Annotated in this window: 17 protein-coding genes; 3 read left to right on the forward strand and 14 right to left on the reverse strand. The window is 62.2% G+C overall.

The features are described from left to right. Window positions 1–81 precede the first annotated feature (81 nt). The 7 genes from H2510_RS06870 to H2510_RS06900 all read right to left on the reverse strand — a co-directional run bounded on the left by H2510_RS06870 (window position 82) and on the right by H2510_RS06900 (window position 14,102). Window positions 82–1,032: a hypothetical protein gene (locus H2510_RS06870; RefSeq protein ID WP_186627550.1), complete on the reverse strand. Its 951-nt coding sequence runs from the start codon at window positions 1,030–1,032 to the stop codon at window positions 82–84. 386 nt (window positions 1,033–1,418) lie between these two features. Continuing rightward, window positions 1,419–4,730, reverse strand: coding sequence for an arabinosyltransferase domain-containing protein (locus H2510_RS06875; RefSeq protein WP_186627551.1), 3,312 nt, complete (start codon window positions 4,728–4,730; stop codon window positions 1,419–1,421). Window positions 4,731–4,802: 72 nt separating this feature from the next. Then, window positions 4,803–8,015 (reverse strand): arabinosyltransferase domain-containing protein, encoded by a 3,213-nt coding sequence (locus tag H2510_RS06880; protein WP_186627552.1) that lies wholly within the window; start codon window positions 8,013–8,015, stop codon window positions 4,803–4,805. A gap of 56 nt (window positions 8,016–8,071) precedes the next feature. After that, window positions 8,072–9,877 (reverse strand): glycosyl transferase, encoded by a 1,806-nt coding sequence (locus H2510_RS06885; protein WP_186627553.1) that lies wholly within the window; start codon window positions 9,875–9,877, stop codon window positions 8,072–8,074. A 35-nt stretch (window positions 9,878–9,912) separates the two neighbouring features. Next, window positions 9,913–11,889, reverse strand: a complete 1,977-nt coding sequence (locus tag H2510_RS06890; RefSeq protein WP_186627554.1) for a galactan 5-O-arabinofuranosyltransferase — start codon at window positions 11,887–11,889, stop codon at window positions 9,913–9,915. Beyond that, the gene (locus H2510_RS06895) at window positions 11,890–12,654 is read right to left on the reverse strand and encodes a decaprenylphospho-beta-D-erythro-pentofuranosid-2-ulose 2-reductase (protein ID WP_136170455.1); all 765 of its coding nucleotides are present in this window, start codon (window positions 12,652–12,654) and stop codon (window positions 11,890–11,892) included. Next, window positions 12,651–14,102 carry an FAD-binding oxidoreductase gene (locus H2510_RS06900; protein ID WP_261392771.1) on the reverse strand — a complete coding sequence of 484 codons (1,452 nt, stop codon included), beginning with the start codon at window positions 14,100–14,102 and terminating at the stop codon, window positions 12,651–12,653. Before H2510_RS06900 ends, H2510_RS06895 begins: the two co-directional genes overlap by 4 nt. A gap of 72 nt (window positions 14,103–14,174) precedes the next feature. On the opposite strand from H2510_RS06900, the gene H2510_RS06905 reads away from it, so the two are divergent. Continuing rightward, entirely contained in the window at window positions 14,175–14,669 is a 495-nt protein-coding gene (locus H2510_RS06905) for a GtrA family protein (RefSeq protein ID WP_222438437.1), read from the forward strand. 10 nt (window positions 14,670–14,679) lie between these two features. Here H2510_RS06905 and H2510_RS06910 read toward each other — a convergent pair whose 3' ends face one another. The 5 genes from H2510_RS06910 to H2510_RS06930 are packed head-to-tail and all read right to left on the reverse strand — an operon-like array spanning window position 14,680 to window position 18,516. Continuing rightward, the gene (locus H2510_RS06910; RefSeq protein ID WP_186627555.1) at window positions 14,680–15,267 is read right to left on the reverse strand and encodes a dTDP-4-dehydrorhamnose 3,5-epimerase family protein; all 588 of its coding nucleotides are present in this window, start codon (window positions 15,265–15,267) and stop codon (window positions 14,680–14,682) included. Window positions 15,268–15,278: 11 nt separating this feature from the next. Next, window positions 15,279–16,148, reverse strand: a complete 870-nt coding sequence (gene rfbA / locus H2510_RS06915; RefSeq protein WP_186627556.1) for a glucose-1-phosphate thymidylyltransferase RfbA — start codon at window positions 16,146–16,148, stop codon at window positions 15,279–15,281. A gap of 44 nt (window positions 16,149–16,192) precedes the next feature. Continuing rightward, complete coding sequence (locus H2510_RS06920) at window positions 16,193–16,546, reverse strand: hypothetical protein (RefSeq protein WP_186627557.1); 354 nt, start codon at window positions 16,544–16,546, stop codon at window positions 16,193–16,195. Then, window positions 16,543–17,751 (reverse strand): hypothetical protein, encoded by a 1,209-nt coding sequence (locus H2510_RS06925; RefSeq protein ID WP_315901270.1) that lies wholly within the window; start codon window positions 17,749–17,751, stop codon window positions 16,543–16,545. The genes H2510_RS06920 and H2510_RS06925 overlap by 4 nt, the downstream gene beginning before the upstream one ends. A gap of 3 nt (window positions 17,752–17,754) precedes the next feature. Next, complete coding sequence (locus tag H2510_RS06930; RefSeq protein WP_186627558.1) at window positions 17,755–18,516, reverse strand: hypothetical protein; 762 nt, start codon at window positions 18,514–18,516, stop codon at window positions 17,755–17,757. 86 nt (window positions 18,517–18,602) lie between these two features. Between H2510_RS06930 and rfbB the strand changes: the two genes are divergently transcribed. Then, window positions 18,603–19,628 carry a dTDP-glucose 4,6-dehydratase gene (gene rfbB, locus H2510_RS06935; RefSeq protein WP_186627559.1) on the forward strand — a complete coding sequence of 342 codons (1,026 nt, stop codon included), beginning with the start codon at window positions 18,603–18,605 and terminating at the stop codon, window positions 19,626–19,628. On the opposite strand, the gene H2510_RS06940 is transcribed toward rfbB, so the two are convergent. Beyond that, complete coding sequence (locus H2510_RS06940) at window positions 19,629–20,618, reverse strand: lysylphosphatidylglycerol synthase transmembrane domain-containing protein (RefSeq protein WP_315901271.1); 990 nt, start codon at window positions 20,616–20,618, stop codon at window positions 19,629–19,631. Between the two features lie 98 nt (window positions 20,619–20,716). Further along, entirely contained in the window at window positions 20,717–21,436 is a 720-nt protein-coding gene (locus H2510_RS06945; protein WP_186627560.1) for a DapH/DapD/GlmU-related protein, read from the reverse strand. Between the two features lie 183 nt (window positions 21,437–21,619). On the opposite strand from H2510_RS06945, the gene H2510_RS06950 reads away from it, so the two are divergent. Beyond that, entirely contained in the window at window positions 21,620–22,720 is a 1,101-nt protein-coding gene (locus tag H2510_RS06950; RefSeq protein ID WP_186627561.1) for a DegT/DnrJ/EryC1/StrS aminotransferase family protein, read from the forward strand.

Consider the following 22,720-nt stretch of genomic DNA (forward strand, 5'->3'; position numbering starts at 1 on the left):
TGTTGGGTCGCGCCTACTGGGTCGCTCCGCACTTTCGCTTGAATGGTCCATTCATACGATCAGATAGCTTGTGTGCGCCATTCATGCTTGCGCGATGTGCACGGGTGGGCGCGGTCGGGCAAGTGCACGGGCGTAGCCGGCTCGAAGGTCGTCCAGTACCCCGGTTGGATCGTCTCTGATCTGCTTCGGCAGGTGCGCCACGATGACGATTCCGATACGTTCCATGTCCGCTCGACGTTTCAGAGTCTTGGCGTGGTCGGCTGGGCTCAGATGATGAGCGAACGAGTCTATCTGCCAACCGAATCCGACAGCATCTATCCAGCCGTCGGGTCGTCCGAGAAATCTGCCGTCGGCGTCGAGAACGTCGCGGTTGTGAACCATTTTGGGAAGGCCAGAGGTGCTGTAGAGCCTCTGAGCCTGAACCTCGGCAACGGAATGCGCATCGTCGGCAAGTTCGCTCGCCGCTGCCCAACCGGCGGCACCGTAACGCCGGGGGCCATCCTTGAGCTCGCGGACTATTTCGTCGAGATCGACCGCACCGCGTTGGATAGCTTCCGCGAACAGGCGAGTGCAGGCGCCGGTATTCCGCAATGCGCGCGCAGTGTCGACGAGCGCACGCGGTAGCGGGGCAACGGCCAAGCGGCCACGATGCAGAGGTTCCGGTAGGCGGTGCGTCCGCTCGACACGTACGAACGACGACGGCGCTCGACGCATTGTCGCCGGAACGAGGATGTGGACGTCGCCCCCGACTCGGTCGAAGCCGTGCTGCATGACGGCGGCACCACCGGTGAGCATGCATTGTCCGCCGCCGTAGAGCAAAGCGGCAGATTGTTGTTGTAGAAGGGTGGGACTTCCGTTGTGCAACAGAATGATGCCCGGCAGTATTCGACGCCATTTGCCGCCGCTGCCAGTTCGCAGAGTAATTGATCCGTCCGACACTCCGCATTGTCGAAGTGCCCGACGGGTGATGACGCCATTGAGTGATGCCCCGTCCAGGATGTACCGGTTCGTTGCCCAGCTACCGCGTTTCATGGAGGGAAGCTTGCAGGGTTCGGCGACAGTCGAATGCCCTGCGACCAGGGGAGACGGGAAACGTGTTGACGCAGACCTGGACTGTGGATAACTCGGCGACATCGCCGAGGCGAGGCGGCTGAATGTCAGTGCCCTGCGCTATATGCCGTGCGCCGCTGCGACATCGCCGGGATTTTCGGCCAACCGCCGTCGCGCATTGCTTGAATGGCGCTTCGAAGCTATCTGATCGTATGAGTGGACCATTGAAGCGGGTGGTGAGGCCCACGCCTGTGCCGCCCCAACCACCCGTCGCGCACTGCTTGAATGGCGCCCCGAAGCTATCTGATCGTATGAGTGGACCATTGAAGCGGGTGGTGAGGCCCGCCCCAACGGCCCAAACGGTGACCCTACTTGTCGAACACCCGCAGATTCCCGGGAGTCCAGAGGCCCGACCTGGTGACCTCGGAGGTGTCGATGGTCGGTGGGACTGCTTCTGGGTAGTACTGGTCGTAGCGTTCGAGTGAGCCCCAGTCGCGGGCCCAGTCGCGGTCGAGGTAGGTGGGAACGGTGACGGGCTTGGCGAGGAGTTCGGCCCAGCCGAGGGGGCCGCCGTTGTCTCCGGACTGCCAGGTGTCGGTGGAGCTGACGGCCAGTGGACGGTCGGGGAGGATGCGGTAGTTCGGTACTTCGGCGACGCCGTATTGGTGGTCGAAGGGTCGCTGGCACGGGAATTGGAGTCCGACGGCCCAGTCGAGTAGGACGGGTTGTTCGCTGCCGATGAGGCTGTTCAGCGTTTCGAGCTGTGGTACTCGCGGCGGGGTGAACGCGAACCATTGGTCGCCGGTGAGGTTGGGGTCGTTGGCCACGATGCGTACGGCATCGGCGCCTTCGGGTAGGTCCGCGATGGGGATGCGGAGGTTGCGCCACGATGGAGCGGGTCCGATGTCGCGGGGCAGGTAGGTGCCTTGGACGTCGATTGTTCCGTCGGGTTGGCGCGCGCCGTACTCCACGAGGAGGGACTGTCCGTAGGTCAGTGCGCCGGTGTCGTCGAAGGACAGGATGCGTCCGGCGGCCGAGATGACGATCAGCGGTGCGGTGTCGGATCTTTCGGGGAGTGCGTACCAGCTCGAGGTCGCTGACGCGGGTTCCTGGATTCCTGGTTGGTAGGAGCCGAGGACCGGGGTGGTGGCCGGGTCGAGTCCGAAGGGGAGTGCGGCGGTGGATCCGTTGATGCCACGGTCGCCGATTCCGCCTCCGGTTCCGGAGCTCTGGCCCTCTTCGAAGGCCGGTCCGACGCTCTGCTGGTCGGTATTGCCCTGTCCTGGTTTGACTTCCACGGCGTCGGCGCTGAGGTCGGTGGGGATGCCGTTGGGAGTGAATTTCGATGGGTCTTCGCCACCGAGGGGGCCGGTTTCGGGGTTGAAGCCAGCGGGGATCGGATCGAGTACTCCGGCGTTGGGATCCGATTCGACGAGAACGTCGGTGGCCAAACCGCAGCTTTTGCCGGTCAGCGATTCGATATTGGATCGCGCCAGTGAGTATGCGGGGTACTGCGAGACGGCTCCCTTGACGAGAGAAAGGATCTCGAAGAGAACCATGAGTCCGGCGACGACGGTGAGCGGCGCTGCGGCGAATTTCTTGATGCGTCTGCCGCGTTCGCTGGTGGCACGGGGTTGCGGTGGCGCGTATCCCTCCCTGAGGTACTGCCAGGCAGCGAGAGCCAAGGCGAGTGCGAACAGGACGAGGAACAGTGTTCCGGATTCGTTGCCGGCGAGGGACACGGTTTTGTCGAACCACGGGACGCCGTAACTCGAGACGTACCAGTAACCGTTGATGCCCGAGAATGCCAGTGCGAGAACGAACATCAGCCCGGCGAGGAAGATCGTGCGGTTTCTGCGCGAGCGGAGTGCGCTTGCCGAGATGGCGACGGCTGTCAGTGCCGCGAGGCTACCGGCGATGCCCGCGTAGGAACCGAAGTGGTGTGTCCACTTGGTCGGGTTGAACATCATGAAGAAGATGGTTCCGAAGACGACGCCGATGAGACGCCATGCCGGTCCGTTCGCAATGCCGGGGACGCGTCGACGTCGCAAGAGGATGAACAGTGTCGAGAACAGGCACAGCAGCATCACCAGGAATGCGAATCGGCGTGCGACGGAACCGTCGACGGTCTGGACGAACAGGTAGTAGTAGCGCAGGAAGTCCTGGTACCACGCCTCGCTCGGTCCGACGGCCGTACGGACTCGGGTGGATTCGATGACGGTGGCGAAGGTCTGGTCGGCGAAGACGACGACGAGAACGAGGAAGCCTGCCGCGGCAAGTGGCGCGACGAGTGCCAACGTACCGACTTGGCGATGACGTCGAATGACGATTCGAGCCATGGGTCGTGCGCCTGCCAACAGTGCTGCGACACACATCAATCCGGTAGGCGCGGCAGCGAGTGTGAATGCGCCGATCAAGAACGCGGCGGCCGCGGGTAACAGTCGTCCGGTTGCGATGGAGCGTTCGATGGAGCACCAGGTGAGCAGCGCACCGACGGCGACGATCGGCTCCGGGCGTAGTCCGTTGTTGTACGGCAGCCAGAACGCGAGGAACACCAGCCCGCCGGTCCACAGTGCGACGTTCGATTTGCGAACGGCGCGACCCAGGCGCGGAACGACCTCGCGGCTGATGACCATCCAACACAGGATTCCGGCGATCAATGCGGGTAGGCGGATCCAGGGGCTGGCCGTGGACACCTTGGCGAACAGTGCGAGGACGTCGTAGTACCAGCCGAACGGTGCTTCGGGGACGCCGAACCACCGGAAGTAGTTGGCCATGTAGCCGGACTTCTCGGCCGCACGGGCCATGGTCAGCAGGTAGCCGTCGTCGGACGTATTTGCTCCGACGAAGTGCCAGCCGATCAAGACGCCGACGACCGTGACGTCGATGCCGGTGAACTTCCACCAGTTCGACGGGAAGAAGCGGCGGTGACCGCGGCCGTCGATGCCGTCGAGTCGGCCGAGCGCGCCCACTGCGAGGATGGTGCAGACGACCGCCAGGATCATCGCGAGCAGTTTGAGAATCGTCGGGCTGGATGAGAACCGCGAGTCGACGTCGATAGTCGCCGACATTCCGGCAGGGGCAGCGCCGGAGAGGTCGGTGAAGATTCCGACGACCTGGGGACGTAAGTCGCCGTCGAGACGTCCGGAGCGCGGATTGCCCTGCTTGTCGGACAGGCCGGTGAACTCGGCCGACGTCGAGTCGATGTTCGAGGTGATCTCGATGGAGCCACATGCTGCGCCCTGGACGTCCGCACGCGGTGCTGTGGCGACTACTACGTTGCGGTCCAATACGTCGACGGACGCCTCGCTGACGCGCACGAAGAGGCTGTTGAGCGCTGCCCCCTCGCCCTGGGGCGGTGCGGTTGCCAGTAGGAGGCCACCCGACGGCGGTAGCTGTGCGACGGCGCTGCACGGGATGCTCGCAGTGAAGGCGAGGGGAGCCTGTGACACGAGCGGCGCATCGATGTCCTGCAGCGAACCGGCCTCGGGCCAGTTGATCGTCGAGGTGGTCTGCACGACCGGAAGAAACGGGGTCAGGACCGCGAGAAATGCGCCGAGAAGCCCGGTGATGATGGCAATCAGGCGCGTGGTGCGCACCTGGGATCGAAGATCGACCGCAGAACCCTTCCTCGGTGAGGCGGAGGGCACGGCGGAAGAATCTGTCACGGCGTCGGGCACGGTTGACGATGGTATGCGAGCGCTATCGGTTCACCGCATTCGCATGGTGAAAGAACCGGGAAGATACCCGTTTCATTCGACCCTGATCGGACCCTCCGACTCCCATCCGCTGCGTGTCACGGTCTCGACCGTCAGCTCTGCGGGCGTGGCGGACGGATCGAGTGGGCTGAACCGTTCGAGTGAACCCCAGTCACGGTCGAGGTCGTCGCGCAGATAGGTAGGGACTACTTCGGCGGAGAGTACGAGCTGTTGCCATCCGAGCGGGCCTCCGCCGAAAGCGTCCATGACGGGACTGTGCGCGGCCGCACCGCTGCGATCCGGCAGTATCCGGTACTCGGGGAGTTCCGCAACGCCGTCTTTATGGTCGAACGGGCGTTGGCACGGGAATCCGAGTGCGACGGTCCAGTCGAGCATCACCGGTGTGTCGGACCCGATGACGTCGACGAGTGGAACTGTGCGCGGTATGCGCGGGGGTGTCACGGCGAGCCATTGGTCGGAGGAGATGTCGGAGTCGGTTGCGACGAGTCGGATCCGATCGGCATTCTCGGGAATCTCGGACAAGGGCACACGGAGATTGCGCCATGACGGCTGCGGTCCGATGTCGATCGGGGTGACTCGACCGAGAACCTGATCGCCGGCGGCATACTCCACTTCGAGCGGCTGGCCGGATGCGACGATGCCGTCGGAGTCGACGGATCTGATTCGACCGGCTGCGCTGATGGCAAGGAAATCTCCGTCGGGCGCTGCAGGGAGTGAGAACCACTCGGTGGTGAGGGTTGCGGGCTCCGATGTGTCCGCGCCGTAGCTGCCGAGGATGGGAGTGCGCGAGGGGTCCAGACCGAAGGGCAATGCGACGGAGCTTCCGTTGACGCCGGTGCCCTCGGTTGTGCCGCCTTCGGTGCCTGACGATCCGGATGAATTCGACGTCTGCTGATCGGTTGTCGTGTCGTCGCTGAACCCGCGTGTGCTCTGTTGCGATACGTCTTCTTCGTCGGCGGTGAGGTCGGTCGGGATACCGTCGGGTGCGAAGCCTGCGGTGCCTTCACCTGCGAGGGAATCAGCGAGGGTGGAACCGATCGGCGTCAGCATCGCCTCATTGGGGTCCTGTTCCACCAGTACGTCGTTGGCCAGACTGCAGGAGTTTCCGGCCAGTGCGTTCAGGTTCGAGCGCGCCACCGAGTAGGCCGGATACTGTGCGACCACACCTTTGACGAATGACGCGAGTTCGAACAGCACGATGAAGGCAGACATGACCGTCAGAGCCGAGACTCCGAAGCGCGCGGACCTGGTAGTGGCACGGTAGGGCGCGCGCAGATGCTGCCATCCGGCGTACAACAGTGCGAGAACTGTCAGTCCGAGGAAAATGGTCGAGAAGCCTTTTCCGAGGATCATCGGAGGCTTGTCGAACCACGGGATTCCGTAACTCGAGACGTACCACCAGCCGTTGGAGCCGGTGAACGCGAGGGCAGTGAGAAACAGCACGGCTGCGGTGAACAGAGTTCGGTTGCGTGGGTTGTCGCGTGTGGCCGATGCGACAGCGATCGCAGCAACGGCGGCGAGCGATGCGGCCAGACCGGCGTACACACCGAAGTGGTGGGTCCACTTGGTGGGGGTGAACATCATGAGAGCCAGCGCGCCGATCACGATGCCCACGATCCGACGCGAGGGCCCCAGTGCCACACCGGGAATGCGGCCGTTTCGACGCAGCATCACGACGATCGTGGTGATGACGCACAAGATCATCGCGAACACAGCAAATCTTCGGGCGAGTGAACCGTCCGGTGTGATCTCCATGAGCGAGTCCCAGCGGGTGCGCTCTTCGAACCACGGAACGTTCGGTCCGACAGCGGCACGTGCCCGCGTTGCTTCGAGGACCGTCGAGAGGGTTTGGTCGGCAAAGATCGCGGCGACGATTACTACACCCGACGCGAGGATCGGTAGCAGCACCGGGAACCAGCCGACGTGACGAGCACGCGAGATGAGAACGCGGACGAGCGGTCTACCTCCGGCCAGGAGCGCCGCGACGCAGATGAGGCCAGTGGGTCCGGCGGCGAGCGAGAACGCCGCGATGAGTACGGCGACGGCGGCGGGAAGCAGCCTGCCCGTCGCGATGGCACGTTCGATCGAGCACCAGGTCAACAGGGCACCGAGGGCAATGACAGGCTCGGGGCGAAGACCGTTGTCGTACGGGAGCCAGAACGCCAGAAAAACGAGCCCGGCGGTCCAGATCGCAACTTTGTCGGACCGCACTGCGCGGCCTAGGCGCGGAATCACCTCGCGGCTGATGACGGCCCAACACAGCAGACCCGCGATCAGTGCAGGCAGTCGCATCCACGGGCTGGCGGTGGATACCTTCGCGAATGCGGCGAGCATGTCGTAGTACGGCATGCCGAACGGAGCCTCTGGGACACCGAACCAGCGGTAGTAGTTGGCCATGTAGCCGGCGTGTTCGGATACTCGTGCCATCGTGAGCAGGTAGCCGTCGTCCGAGGTGTTGGCGCCGATGAAATGCCAGAGAAGCAGAACGCCGGCGACCACTCCGTCGACGACGGTGATGCGTAACCAATGCGAGGGGAAGAAACGGCGTCCGCGCCGCCCGTCCCGCAGGTCCAACCGGTGCAGCGCGATCAACGAGATGATCGTGAAGACGACTGCGGCGGCCATCGCGAGTTTTTTGAGAAGCGTTGGGGTGGAGGAGAATCGCGAGTCGATCTGGATATCGACACGCAAATCGGCAGGCGCAGTTCCCTGCAATTCGGTGAAGACACCGACGGTCTGTGGGCGCACGTCGCCGTCGATCACGCCTGTTGCATCGGTGCCTGGCGCCGACGCGGTGGATCCGGTGCTCGTCGAGTTGATGTCGACCGACGAGCAGGACGCCAGCTGGGCGTTGGTGACAGTGAGCAGGACGCGCTCGCGCAGCACGGCCTGCATGCCGCCTTCGGTGCGGGTGACGACGAGGCCGACGCCTTGTGCGTCGGGTGCGCTGGGCGCGGTGGTGGAGAGAACGAGCGTGCCGGGCGGTGCGCTCTCGATCACGGCACATGGAATCGACGCGTCCACAGACAGCGGTGTGTAGGAAATCAACGGCGCTTCGACGGAGGCCAGCGTCCCGTTCTGCGGCCAGGTGATCGACGCCGAATCCTGGGTGACCGGCAACAGCGGTGTCAGGACCGCCGCAAGCACGGCGATCACGCCGGCGACGACGGCAACGACTCCGGCGGAGATGCGTGGCGACGATTTCCGAGAAGTCGGGTTCGGTGCGGTGGCTGCGGCGGTGGACACGGTTTCCCATGCTATTGCACGGTCACGCCGTCGCTCGTTTCGTGCAGGTCAGTGTGTCAGGGTGTGAGCGCACGCACGTCCCAGACCCACACCCCACCGTGCAACTGGGCTTGGGTGCCCAGGAGAGTGTCGACCGTCGCACGCAATGCCCTGTTGTTCTTCCCCGGTGGGAGCACGACTACGTCGGCGTTCCAGTAGTCCAGATCTTCGATGGCCTGTTTCTTCTGCTCGGCGGTGATGTCAGGGACCATGCCGGAGTTCTGTACCGAGCCCAGCAGAAGTGCGGTCTTTCGGTCGACGGCACCGTATTTCGCCTTCTTGTCTACGTGCTCGCTCGGTCCGACGAAGTAGCCCGCTGCCAGCGGGAAGCCCATCCCGGCATCTATCTGCCACAGCAGCGGACGGGCGTCCTCGGGTCGAGGTAGCGGGACGGTGACGATCGAACCGCCGTCGAGGTAGTCCCGCCATTCGCCGTCGGCGAAGAACGCTGGAGTCGGGGTTCTCTCCACCGCCTGCAACGGCATCGGGAACAACGGCACGAGAGCGAGCGCCAACGCGATGGACCACAGGCCCGGCAGGGGGCGAAGTCCGCGTCCGAATGCCTTGTCGGTGGCCAACACCAGGATCAGCGCGAGTGCAGGCACCGCGCCGAGGACGAATCGAGTTTCCAACACGGATTCGAGGAGTGTGGTCTCTGCGAACCACTTCCACGGAAGTTCGATTCCGGTGTCGTTCTTGCCGACGTACAGCACGGTCCCGAGCGAGAGGATGCCCATGACGATTGCGGTAGCGGCAGCTGCCCGCACTCGGGCGTCGCGCCACATCCACAGCGTCGCACCGAGACACAGTACGAGTAGTGGCCAACCGAGATAGGCGTTCTCCTCGGTGGCATTGATGCGCACATCCTGGCCCGGTGTCACCTTCCCGCCGATGGACTGCGTCGGGAACTGGAAGAGGGCTTTGGCGTCGTTGCCCATGTTGCCGTGCTCGATGAACGAGTAGCTCTGTGGACCGAAGAACTGCCACCACAGCGGAACAGCAACGAGTGCGACGGCGATCACGGCTGCGATCGGCAGGCTCTTGGCCGCGTTGACGACCGCGGACACGATTCTTCGAGGGTTGCCGAGGTAGAAGACGGCGACGAAGATTCCGAACGAGATCGCGAAGATCAGCAATGGTTCTTCACCGAGCAAGATTTGCAGCGCAACGACGAACCCGAGGGCGATCGTCCGCTTTGCCGTCGGGCCGTCGTGCGCGATGCGGATAACCATCGAGGCGATCACCGGCAGCAGGAACAGGACGACGAAGTTCGGATGACCGTTGGCGTGCGAGACCATGGCGGGGGCGAATCCGCAGAGTGCACCGCCCAAGGCGGATGCGCCGCGCGATGCGCCCAACCTGCGCGCAAACAGCCAATACCAGGCATAGGCCGTACCGGCGAGACCGGCGGTGAGCCCGATTGCCCAGGTCACCGTGGGGCCGAACAGCAGAGTGATCGGCGCCAATGGGATCGACAAACCGAACATCGCGGTGTTCGCCATCATGTTGACGCCCGCGGGGTAGTTCTGCAGATCACTCCACAGCGGGTTGTCGAGATGCGCGACCGAGTGCGCCGCAACGGAGAGGAACCACTCCCACATGGCCTGGTCCTGGCCGCTGTTGTAGAGGTATCCGTTGCCGAGGTTGCGCCATTGCCCCTGCATGACGAACAGCGCGAGGACCGCGAACAACGAGGCCGTGGCCACGTCGGCGCGGTCCATGCGCGAGATCAGCACAGTGCGTGCACGTGTCGAGATCGACCCGAGTTTCGACGCTGGGGCAGTCTGCGGCTGCTCGAGCACAGTCCGATCGGTGTTTGTCATCGCGCTGCACGTTACGTGAACGTTATGTGATTCCTCTAGGCGTTGCGGGTGACCAGGGCAAACGGACCGATGTCGGTAACGGTGAACCGCTGATCCTCGAACAACGATTCGTTGAAAGTGACGGTGTAGCGGCGCACGTTCGGATCGTTCGGGTACACGTCCTCGGCCAACCGAAGGGTGTAGCCCTCTCCTCCGCGCCGGAACAGGAACGCATCCGGCGCCGCCCATGCGCTGCCGTCCATGGCCGCGATCAGTTCGTCCGGAGTCACGAGAGTCGCCCAGTCTCCGATAGCTGCAGCGCGCTCGTCGAACTGGGCGAGCGGATTCGCATAGTGCGAGGTCAGTCCCTGGAATCCGAAGTACGGGTAGTAGCTCAGGAACGACGTGTCGGCGGTCAATACGATCGTCTCGTCCCGGGGCCTGCCGGTTTGCTCGCGGATGGCAGTGTCGACTTCGCTGTAGTACGACACCGCGCTCGGCGGACGCTTGTCGGCGCGCACGCCGTCACCGTCGGTATCGGAGTAGGCGACGGTGATCTCGGTCTGCAAGATCTGCGGAATGCTCTGTGCGAAAGCCATTGCCCCGACGGCTGCGATCACGACAGCCGCAATCTTGAACCGTGACGGTTCGTTGATCGCCTGGTAGATCGCCTTCGTTCCTTCGAGGAATCCGAAAACGCCTGCTGCGCCCAGTAATACGATCAGGACGGCTTCGAGCCGGAACGACAACAGTGTCGTGCCCGCTACTGTGGCGGCCATCGACAGAAGCGTCCACAGATAGACCGCGACGACGCCGATGCCCAACGCCTGGGCGCGACGCGAAGACGCCGCCCGCACCGCGAGCCACACCGTCCCCGCAAGGCACAGTGCACCGACCAACGAGAACTGCAACATCGGAAACGGCAGGGTGGCACCGGCTTCCGGAAGGTAGTGCAGAGCGGTACCCGACGTCGACGGCGTCCCGGTCAGAGCGTCCGCCAGATAGGGGAGCCACACGGTCAGCGCAACGAGACCGGAGATAGCCGCGATGGCGACGAGTCGGACTGCAACAGGAATCGCCGCGCGCCAGCTCTTTTGGGCCCTGATACCCACGATCGCCGAGACGACGGCCATCAACGTGACCGCGAACGCGGCCAAGCCCAGGTAAAGCGTGTAGAAAGTGGCGGCCAGGCCGAGGAACAGGCCGGTGCCCACCACCGCTCCCCATCCCCAGGAGCCCAGTGATCGCTGGGGTTCGCCCGCACCCCCCGACCGCTTCAATGGTCCATTCATACGATCAGATGGCTCGAGGGCGCCATTCAAGCGCCCGCCGACACCGGCAACCACCGGTCTGTTCAGCGCACCCCAGGCCAACAGGAGTGCAGGCGCGATCAGCAGAGCGATGACGGCGCTGTATGCCTCGGGAGATGCATAGGCCACGACCAGTGCAGTGGTCACTGCGCTGACGGCGACAGCCCAGTCGACCCTCACGAGTGCTTTCCACAGCGTGAATGCCAGCACCGCGGTGACGGCGAGGAATCCGATTGCGAACGGCTTGAACACTTCCCAGCCATCCATACCGAGCAGGTTCCCGACGCGTCCGCCCAGCCAGAACCATCCCGCGGGGTAGAAGGGCGGGATGTCCGCGTACGTCATATCGCGGAGCGCGGCCGAATCGGTGAGCCGCGTCAGGTATTCGGTACGGAACTCCTGGTCGACGGAGACGCCGAACAAGTACAGCTTGGTTGCGGCCAGCGGCATTCCGAGGGTGATCGTCACGAATCCGGACAGTCCGACCCACGTCAGCGACTTCGCCAACCATCCAAGCTTTCCTCGACGGTAGAGCGCGATGGCCACTGCGAACGCGATGGCGCAGGCGACTTGGCCGAGCGTCGTCACGGCGCGAGTGACGTTGGACGAGTTGAATGCCGGCCACTCGACGAGTGAGAAGGCATACAGCCCGACCGTCGCAACAATTGCTGCGACGAGAGCGGCCAGTACGCCTTCGAAGGCCGTGCCGAGCGCTCGCCTCATCTAGATGGGGAGCTTGCGGAAGATCGGCCGCGGTACGTGCCGCAGAACCATCATCACCAGACGCCACGGTGCCGGCGTCCAGATGAGCTCCTTGCCCTTTTGTGAAGCGTTCACCGCCAGCTTGGCGATGACCTCCTTGTCGACGGTCATCGGCGCTTCCTTGACGTGCGCGCTGAACTTGGTGCGCACCATGCCAGGACGAACGACCGTGACGCGAGGCCCGAACTCGCGCAGCGCTTCTCCGAGGCCGAGGTAGAAGCCGTCGAGTCCGGCCTTGGTGGAGCCGTAAACAAAGTTGGACCGGCGAACCCGCTCACCTGCCACCGAGGACATGACGATGATGCGGCCGTAGGCCTGTGCTTTCATCTTCTCGCCCAGCAGTACACCGACCGAAACCGATGCCGTGTAGTTGATGTTCGCGGCGAGTACTGCCTTGCGCTGGTCCTGCCACAGTTCCTCGGCGTCGAAATCCACCGCGAAAGCGACGATTGCGACGTCGACATCGCCCTTGGACCAGGCTTCGTCGATGACCTTCGGGTGTGACGCAGTGTCGAGCGCATCGAAATCGATGACGTCCACGGACTTTGCGCCCTTGGCGGTCAGCTGCGCTACGGCACTGTCACGAAGGGGGTCGTTCGGCAGTGCGGCAAGAATGACGCGCGCCGGTGACTTCGACAGGTACTCCTCGGTGATCGCGAGGCCGATCTCGCTTGTTCCGCCGAGTACGAGAATGGTCTGTGGGTTACCCACAGCGTCGATCGTCACAACAATTCCAACCTTCTGGCCATATCGGAGGCGAAAACGCCTGTGGGGTCGACGGATCGGCGGACCTTGATCCACTCGTCGATCCGGGGGTACATCGCGTGGAAGGTCTCGGCACTAGTGCGTGAGTCCTTCGCTGTGTAGAGGCGTCCGCCGAATTCGAGGACGCGCTTGTCGAGTTCTCGAACGAACTCGCCCAAGCCTGCCTTGATCGGGAAGTCGACGCAGATGTTCCAGCCCGGGATCGGGAAGCTCAGTGGCGCTTCGTTTCCCGGTCCGAACAGTTTGAAGACATTGAGGAAGGAGTAGTGCCCCGACTTCTGAATATCGACGATGATCTTCTTGAATTCGTCTACGGCCTCCGGCGGCACCACGAACTGGTACTGCAGGAACCCGTTCGAACCGTACGCACGATTCCACTCACCGAACATGTCGAGTGGGTGGTAGAACGCCGTGAGGTTCTGAACCTTGTTCCGGTAGTTGCCTGCCTTGAGGTACCACGCCTGGCCGACAGCGCCCAGCGTGAACTTGTTGGCCAGCCCGTTGGGGAACACGTCGGGGAACGTCAGCAGCGGCTTCGCGTTGAATCGAAGCGGATCCTTCTGCAATTTCTCGGGCAGCTGATCGAGCCTCGCCAAGGACCCACGCGACACGGCGGCACGACCGAGCTTCGGTGGTGCCGCGATGGCGTCGAACCATGCGCTCGAGTAGTCGTAGTTGTTCTCGCTGCCGTCACTGTGCAGGGCGATGGTTTCGTCGAGGTTCCGGGTGACGTCACCGTCGGCGATGAAGTAGGCCGTCTCGGTCGGCGTCATCTCGATGGTTGCGCGCAGGATGATCCCGGTGAGGCCGTTGCCGCCGACTGTGGCCCAGAACAGCTTGGCGTTCTCACCGGACGGGGTGAGGTGTCGGATCTCGCCGTCGGCGGTGAGCAGTTCCATCGAGCGCACGTGATTGCCGAAACTACCGGCACTGTGATGGTTCTTACCGTGGATATCCGTGCCGATCGCACCACCGATGGTGACCTGGCGCGTCCCGGGCAACACCGGAACCCACAGGCCGAATGGCAGTGCTGCGCGCATCAGCTGGTCGAGACTGACGCCGCCGTCCACGTCGACGATACGAGTTCCAGCGTCGATGCTGTGGATGCCGTTGAGCGCCGTCATGTCGATGACGAGGCCGCCCGAGTTCTGTGCATTGTCGCCGTACGAGCGGCCCAAACCACGCGCAATGACGCCGCGGCGCAGGTGAGAGGGTTTGCTGTCGTTTTGCTCTGCGACTTGTTTGACCGCGCTCGCGATGAGCTCCAGGTCGGAAGTCGAGAGCACCTCACCGGTGGATGGCGAGGTTCGGCCCCATCCGGAAAGCGTGCGGGTCTGCGTGGGTAGCGGCGCAGTGTTCCCGGCCTGTGGTTCCAGGGGGAAGAGTGCGTCGTCGGCTGTCGTGGACATCGGTCTAGAGGGTACTCGGTCATCCGGGTCGCTTCACAGGCTGCGCTCGTGTCAATGAGACAGCTAGTGTGGATGATCGTGCCCACACCCGACGACTGGTCAGCCGAAGACGAGGAACTCCAGCATCACGTTCCGCTTCCCGTCGAGCTGCCGCTGACCGAGAACATCGCCGACGATGCCTTGGACCTCAAGACCCAGGTAATCCGCTTCTTGGCGACGGGAGTGCTGTCGGCAATCTTCGATTTCTCCATCACCATCGCCTTGCAGTACGGCCTCGACTTCCAACTGTCGATCGCCAAAGCTGTCGGATTCGTCGTGGGTACGACGGTGGCTTACCTGATAAACCGGCGTTGGACGTTCCGCGCGGCACCTTCGCGCGCCCGATTCATTGCGGTGGTCGCGCTCTACGCCGCGACCTTCGGTGTGCAGAACGCCCTGTACACCGTCTTCGGGCATATTTGGCCAGAGACGATCCTGTACAGCGCCGCGGCGTTCGTCATCGCTCAGGGGACCGCGACGGTCATCAACTTCATCGTCCAGCGCACGGTGATCTTCAAGATCCGCTGATCGTCTGCGCTCAGCTTGTGTAGGTCGGCAGGTATCCGGCGTCGATGGCCTGCGCGAGTGAGGGTGCAGCTTTGTCTTTGTCGGAGAGCTGGTACTCGAGCGGTGAGCCGTCGCGAGCGAGGGTGGGCCAGTCGATCGCCAGATCGGGATCGAGCGGATTCATGTCGCGATCCAGGCTCGGGGTGTATTCGATCGAGCACAGGTACATCACCGTCGAGCCGTCTTCGAGCGACAAGATCGCATGCCCGAGGCCTTCCGGGAGATACACCGCACGACGATCGACGTCGTCGATCAGCACGCTGTCCCATGTCCCGAATGTCGGCGACCCGACCCGCAGGTCGACGATCACATCCAGAAACGCACCTTTGGTGCAGGTGACGTACTTCGCCTGACCGGGAGGGGTGTCGGTGAAGTGGATGCCGCGCAGCACCCCGGCTGCCGAGACCGAGCAGTTCGCCTGCGCCAACTCCAACGGCCGCCCGACGGCCTGTTCGAAGTCCGAAGATTTGAACCATTCGAAGAACACGCCACGATCGTCACCGAACTGACGCGGGGTGAATTCGAAGGCACCGGGGATTTTCAATTCACGAAAGCTCATCTGCAGATCCTCTACTTGCCGCGATCGACGAGGTCGAGCAGGTATTGCCCGTACCCGGACTTGACGAGCTTGGTTGCCCGCTCCCGCAGCTGATCGTCGGTGATGAATCCCCGACGCCACGAAACCTCTTCCGGTGAACCAATTTTCAGGCCCTGCCGTTGCTCGATGGTGCGCACATAATTGGAAGCATCCAGTAGCGAATCGAAGGTGCCGGTATCGAGCCATGCCGTCCCGCGGGGCAACACTTCCACGGCAAGACGCCCAGCGTCGAGGTAGTGCCGGTTGACGTCGGTGATCTCGTATTCGCCCCGCGCCGACGGCTGAAGATCGCGGGCGATGGCGAGCACGTCGTTGTCGTAGAAGTACAGGCCGGGGACGGAGAAGTTCGACTTCGGGACCTTCGGCTTCTCTTCCAACGAGATCGCCTTGCCGGCGGCGTCGAACTCGATGACGCCGTATGCGCTGGGATCTTTCACCTCGTAAGCGAAGACTGCTCCGCCGTCGATGTCATCGAATCGGCCGAGTTGCGAGCCCAGTCCGGGGCCGTAGAAAATGTTGTCGCCGAGCACCAAAGCGGCACTGTCGGAGCCGATATGCTCCGCTCCGAGGACGAACGCTTGAGCGAGGCCGTTCGGCTCGTGCTGAACCTTGTAGGTCAGGTTGATGCCGAACTGGGAGCCGTCACCGAGCAGACGTTGGAACTGCTGCGAATCCTGTTCGGTGGTGATAATCAGAATGTCGCGGATATTGGCCAGAATCAGTGTCGAGAGTGGGTAGTAGATCATCGGCTTGTCGTACACCGGCACCAACTGCTTGCTGATGCCCATCGTGATCGGATGAAGACGCGACCCGGTACCGCCCGCCAGAACAATTCCACGCATATTCGGAAGTCTCGCAGATCAAGAAGGTAATCGCGCGCCCGCGGTCACTGCCATTCGATGCGAAACGGCTGTTCCTCGATCTGTAGTGGCCAATTTCCCGGCCAATCGACTAGAGGGTCTGCGCGGAGTTCGTGTACCTCGGCGGGTATGGGTTTTGCGTCGAGTTCTATGCGGTCCCAAGTGGTGTCTTTCACTGAAACTCGTCGTGCGAACTCACGCAACTCAGGTGACGCATGTGGCGATTCGGCGAGGCGCGCAAGAAACCTTGCCGTGACGGTGTGACGCGCGGTCGACGCCCCGATGGTGACACTGTCTGCGTGCCGACGTGCCGCATCGAGCCGGTTCAGCGAGTCGAGTATGCGATCTCGAGCAGCACTCATGGCTGCATCTTCGGTCATGCGTCCTGCCAGGGTGCTGTGCCTTCTCCGACGGAGAACCTCTCGTCGGGCGTGAAGAGCACTGGGGTGATGTCGGCGGTCTTTCCGGTGTCGACTGCGGTTTGTCCTTTGTCGAGGAAGTCGGTCAGCGGGGTCAGATGCTGTTCGATGCTCCGGTCGATCTGACCGGTGGGATCGGCAATGGCTGCCAGGAACCGCCCGAAGTCGTCGACCACTTCCTCGATATTGCGGACAAGCTCCATGGTCAGATCCATAGCCTGCCAGCATATTTCTACTATCCGTTCGATCTGCCAGGCTGTTCCGAGGATGGGAATTTTCTTGGCAATGACTTTGATTGCGCCTCTACCTGAACCGACGTCTACTTCTGCTTCGAGTAGTTCGACGATCTTGGCGATCACTGTCCTGACGGTCTCTCGTATTTTCTCGGCGATGGCCTCTGAAATGGCACTGACAGTGCGGCCACACGGACCTTCCCAGTACATTGCAGCCACTTGCCGCCCCGCATAGTCCGAGAAGGCTTGTGCTGCAAGCCCATTCCAGGATCCGTCGACCCGCCGCACCCCAACTTCGAACGACGATGCCGCAGATTCCATCGCGTTGCCGGCGATCTCGAATGCTTGTCCGAGACGACGGATTTCGTTCCAATTTCCGGTGACTGGAATGGTCGCGTCGTTCAGTGGACTCCAACCGGACAATGCGAAAATTGTGCGGTCGATTTCGCCGAGCCATCCGGCGGCTTCGTCGATCGTTTCGCGGATATCGTCGATGGCTGGGTTCGGAGCTGGATAGTCGATGCCGTCAGGTGACCCGTATTCGGCTGCGGAGGGGTACTTTTCGACGTTGCCCACAGCTGGGGTCTCGGATGTACCCGGTTGTGTGAGTGGAAACGGAAGCAGATCGGTGTGCGCATTGAGTGCGTCGTAGTTCTTCTGGTCCTGGTCGTCGTACAGCCACGCTGCCTTCTGCAGTTCGTTGCCGATATAGCTGCAATTGGCAGCGAGGTGGACATGGCGGCTTCGGGTGTACTCCTGGTACTCGGAGACGAACGGAGCGAGGCGTTGCAGAATCTGACCGGGGAGGCTGTCGTTCAGTCCGGCGTGTTCGACGATGTATCGATGGCTGGCCAAGGTGTCCGTCGCGATCCGGTCGGCCAGTTTGCCCATGCCTGCAATTTCACTGCTGTCCGTGTACAAGTCCTCGATCACTAGTCAACTCCTCCGAATCGTCGAGAAGATTTCATCGGCCACCGAATGGTCGAGCGCACCATCGACGCCCTGGTCGAGTTGAACCATGAATACGGCTGTCCGGGCGGTCGCATAACTCGTCGTAGTCATGATGTCGAACGTTGCTGAGGGTGGGTCACACGGCGAATCTTGGGTGATGTTCTCGATGGCCACGGTGACACGGACGGCAGGATTTCCTGCCGCGACAACATTCTCCGGTTCGGACCGCCGAACAATTGTGCCGAGGTCGTCAACTGCAGCCTTGAAGATCATGTCGGCGTTACGAGAGTGCTCCGTAGCCACGCGAACGAGGTCGACATCGTTGGATCCTGTTGCCCCGGTAAGCCCCAGGGTCGATCCGTTCTGCTCTGCACACGTTTCGTAACCGAATCGGCCGATCGCTCCATAGACGACCGATTTTCCGGTCTCGTCCTCCCAACCTCCGAAGCCGGTCGACGCGTTGTCCCAATCTGCCGGGATCTCGTAGGTCAAACCGAACTTGGTTTCGATGGGTTGAGCCTGCCCGTCGGGCACTTCGATCTTGGGCGGCGGCCGTTCCATCGACGGGAAACCTGGAGGCAGGGGAGGCGCGGTGGTCTTCGCAGCTGTCCCCGGTGGAGGCGTCACAGCCATCACACCCTCGTATCGCTCGGGTACCTCCGGCGCGATTTTCGGCAGCCCCCATAGCAATGCATTGAAGGCGACCAGGCTTACTGCCAGGCTTATAAGTTTTTTGCGTAGCCCCATGGCACTCCCCCCGAAGTCGCCGAAACGCTAACACGACGCAACGACAAGGTCGGCTCGAAAGCAGTCGGGCCGGTATGGTTGCCCTTATGAAACTGCTCGTTACCGGTGGCGCCGGGTTCATCGGTGCCAATTTTGTGCATCAAACCGTGGCCGAGCGACCCGATGCGCAGGTGACGGTGCTCGATGCCCTCACCTATGCGGGTAACCGCTCGTCACTGGACTCGGTGGCAGACAAGATCGACTTCGTCGAAGGTGACGTCGCTGATGCAGAACTGGTGAACCGGCTTGTCGCGGATACCGATCTCGTGGTTCATTTCGCCGCGGAGTCGCACAACGACAACAGCTTGAGCAACCCGTGGCCGTTCGTCCACACCAACGTCATCGGCACGACGACGCTGCTGCAGGCCGTCCGTGAGCACGACGTCCGTTACCACCACATCTCCACCGACGAGGTCTACGGGGACCTCGAGCTCGACGACCCAGCTCGTTTCACCGAGTCGACTCCGTACAACCCGTCGAGCCCGTATTCCTCGACGAAGGCGTCGAGTGACCTTCTGGTGCGGGCCTGGGTGCGGTCGTTCGGGGTTCGCGCCACGATCTCGAACTGCTCCAACAATTACGGCCCGTACCAGCATGTCGAGAAGTTCATTCCTCGGCAGATCACCAATATTCTGTCCGGTGCCAGGCCGAAGCTGTACGGCGCCGGACATAACGTGCGGGACTGGATCCACGTCGACGATCACAACCACGCGGTGTGGACGATCATCGAAAAGGGCGCGATGGGCGAAACGTATCTGATCGGCGCCGACGGGGAGAAGAACAACCGTGAGGTCCTCGAGACGATCCTCGAGGAAACCGGGCAGGCCGCCGACGCATTCGATTTCGTCACCGATCGACCGGGCCACGATCTGCGCTACGCAATCGACTCGACCAAGCTTCGCACCGAATTGGGTTGGACGCCTGAGTACGTGAACTTCCGCAGCGGCCTGAAGGCGACGGTCGACTGGTACCGCGAGAACGAGCAGTGGTGGCGTCCGCAGAAGGATGCGACTGAAAGCGGCTATGCACAAACCGAGGTTGTTCTCAACGGACGTACCGCGCCCGGAGCCTGATCACGCCGTCGTGGCGTCGACCCTGGAGTGTTCGTGTACCAGTGCATTGCGCAGCACTCGGGATCCTGCGGCGGCAGCAATTACGCCGGCCGAAACCTCGCAGAGTGTGAAGACAAGACGCGAAACGAGCGCCAGCCCTAGTGCGACGCCTGCGTCCATGAAAGGCGACAGCGCCGCGACTACGACCGCCTCGCGGACGCCGATCCCGGATGGGGCGACGATTACGAGCACGCCCGCACACATGCCGAGGGCAAGTGCGCCGATACACTGCACTAACCCGCCGAGATGGAATCCTGCTGAACTGGACGCCAGAATCCACAGATGGACGCCATAGAGCACCCAACTGAGTCCGCACCATCCGAGTGCAAGCCCGATTTTGCGCATGGTGAGTTGTTTGGCCAGAGGGGCCTTGCGGAGCAGCTTCAACGCGAAGTTGACCAGTTTCGTAAGAATCGGTGGATAAGCGCAGATCAAAGCGATCGGTACAGCCACGATGACCAGAATCGCGGCAAGGGTGCTTACTTGGAACAAAGCGGGCAGGCCGAGCAGGCCCACGACCAACGCCGACGTCGTACTCAGTCCAACAGTGACCAGTACAGCTGTGAAGGCGGCGGCGCGAGACACTCCGGCGCGTCGGGCCAGTTCGGTTTGTAGTACAAATGCCCAGACGCTACCCGGGAGGTATTTTCCCAACTGGCCCACCAAATAGCATCGCGCGGCGTCGAAGGCGGGAATCGGATGCTCCAGCGCCCCGAGCGCATGTTGCCACGCCCGGACTGCGGCACCCATGCCGAGGAACACGAAGATTCCGGACGCGATCAGAGACCACCAATCGAGATCAGCGATCGTGCCCTTGACCTGAGACCATTGGGACTTCACTGCGAAGAAGATCGCAACAAAAATTGCCACTGTGACCAGAAGTTGCAGAGCTTTGCCCAACAGAGCTTTGTTAGTCGACTGAGGCGGCGACGAGTCGGACGGAGTACTCACGTTGATCTCGCGTGCAATGCCGACATGGGTAATGAGGTTACCAACCCACGGAATTTTTCATGCCAGCAGTCGACCATCGCGTGCTCGATCGGCAAGGTCTAGGTGAGCAGTGGCTTGGCCGAGATCGGCAGCCACCGGCGATACGCCTCTGCTGTACTGTCCGACAAAAGGGACAAATCCGGAATTAGCTGGGAAGAATACGCTTCGGATATCGCGTTGATATCAGGCTGTGGGTAGTTCTTCCGTCTCATTCCCACAACGTTTGCGCCGTGCATTGCTGCTGGATTCCCGACCACAGTTGCGAAAGGGGGAATGTCTTTGGTGACGATGCCTCCCATGCCCACCATCGCGCCCTCCCCGATGACTCGTCGCTGGTGCACCGCGCTGTTCATACCCATATTGCTGCCTGGACCTACAGTGACATGCCCTGCGAACGTGGTGCCGGGCGCTGCAACTGTTCCTGCGCCCAGCTGGCAGTCATGTTCTATGGAGACGCGATTCATGATGAAGGAATCGGGACCGACTATGGTGCGGCGTTCGCTTCCTTTATGGACGGTGGACAGCTCGCGAATGACAGTGCGGGGCCCGATCTCGATACCGAAGCCCTCCCCGACGGCATCGTACGAGGAGAAGTGTGGAAATCCGTATATCTCGGGAGGAGTGCCGAGAACGCAGTGGGCGCCGATCCAGCAGTCGTCACCGATGACGATCGGCCCGCTCAGAACGGCATAGGGGCCTACGGTGACTCGACTTCCTATAACCACGTCGTCGCCGACGACTGCGGTGGGGTGAATATGGCAATCCGACCCGATATTCATCCTCGACACTGCAAATACCCTCCAAAGTCCGATCCGAGCAATAGTTCGTTCCGCGCGATGAAACGACCTTACGCGGGGCAGGTGCTGCGACGCTCACTTCGTGCTCCACGCTAGGGTCAGAGTCGACTTGGCCCGATATTCCACGCTATCGTCCGCACATCTTACGTACCGAGGGGAAATGTAGTGATCTCTATTTCCAGTATCGAATTCGGCGAGGATGTGGAGCGCGAAGTTCTCGATACGCTCCGATCCGGAATGGTGGCGCAGGGTCCCAAGGTCAAGCGCTTCGAGGATGGGTTCGCCGAATTGGTCGGCACACGCCACGCCGTCGCCGTCAACAACGGCACGACTGCGCTCATAGCGGCGCTTGCGGTGCACGATCTCAAACCCGGTGATGAAGTGCTGACCAGCCCGTTCACATTCGTGGCCACGGTCAACGCGATTCTCGAGGCCGGAGCGACCGTTCGATTCGCCGATATCTCGGAATCGGACTTCAACATGGATCCTGCCGCGGCGAGTGCTGCTGTGACAGATCGAACCGCAGTGCTGATGCCCGTGCATCTCTTCGGGCAGGCTGCGGATATGGCTCGATTGGGGTCCGTCGCCGATGCGAGCGGATTGAGCATCATCGAGGATGCGGCCCAAGCACACGGGGCAACGTTCGACGGTCAGGGTGCGGGCAGCTTCGGGATGGGCTGCTTCTCCTTTTACGCCACCAAAAACCTCACTACGGCCGAGGGCGGGATGGTCACCACCGATAGTGACCACCTAGCCGATCGTTTGCGTGTACTGCGCAATCAGGGAATGCGTGCGCGCTACGAGTACGAAATGGTCGGTCAGAACTATCGGATGACGGATTTGCAAGCCAGCCTAGGGCTCCCACAACTGCGTGGGTATCTCGATCAAGTGGAACGGCGCCGGCGTAACGCGGACATGCTGGCGATGGGGTTGAAGGATGTTGCCGGTCTGCGAGTTCCGAGCGAGCTTCCGGGACGCGGACATGTGTGGCACCAGTTCACTCTGCTCATCGACGAAGACAGTCCTGTAGATCGCAACGAACTGGCTGTTCGCTTGGCCGACAAGGGCGTCGGCAGCGGAATCTACTATCCGAGGACGGTATACGACTACGAGTGCTATCGGTCCCATCCCCGTGTTGTGATCGAAGAGACGCCGGTTGCGTCCTCGGTCGCAGCGCGGTGCCTGAGCATCCCGGTGCATGCCGCTCTCGAATCCGCAGATATCGATCAGATCGTCGCCTCCGTCCGCAACGCCTTGGAGGTCTGA

Source organism: Rhodococcus sp. BP22 (genome assembly GCF_014281965.1).
Lineage (GTDB): Bacteria > Actinomycetota > Actinomycetes > Mycobacteriales > Mycobacteriaceae > Rhodococcoides.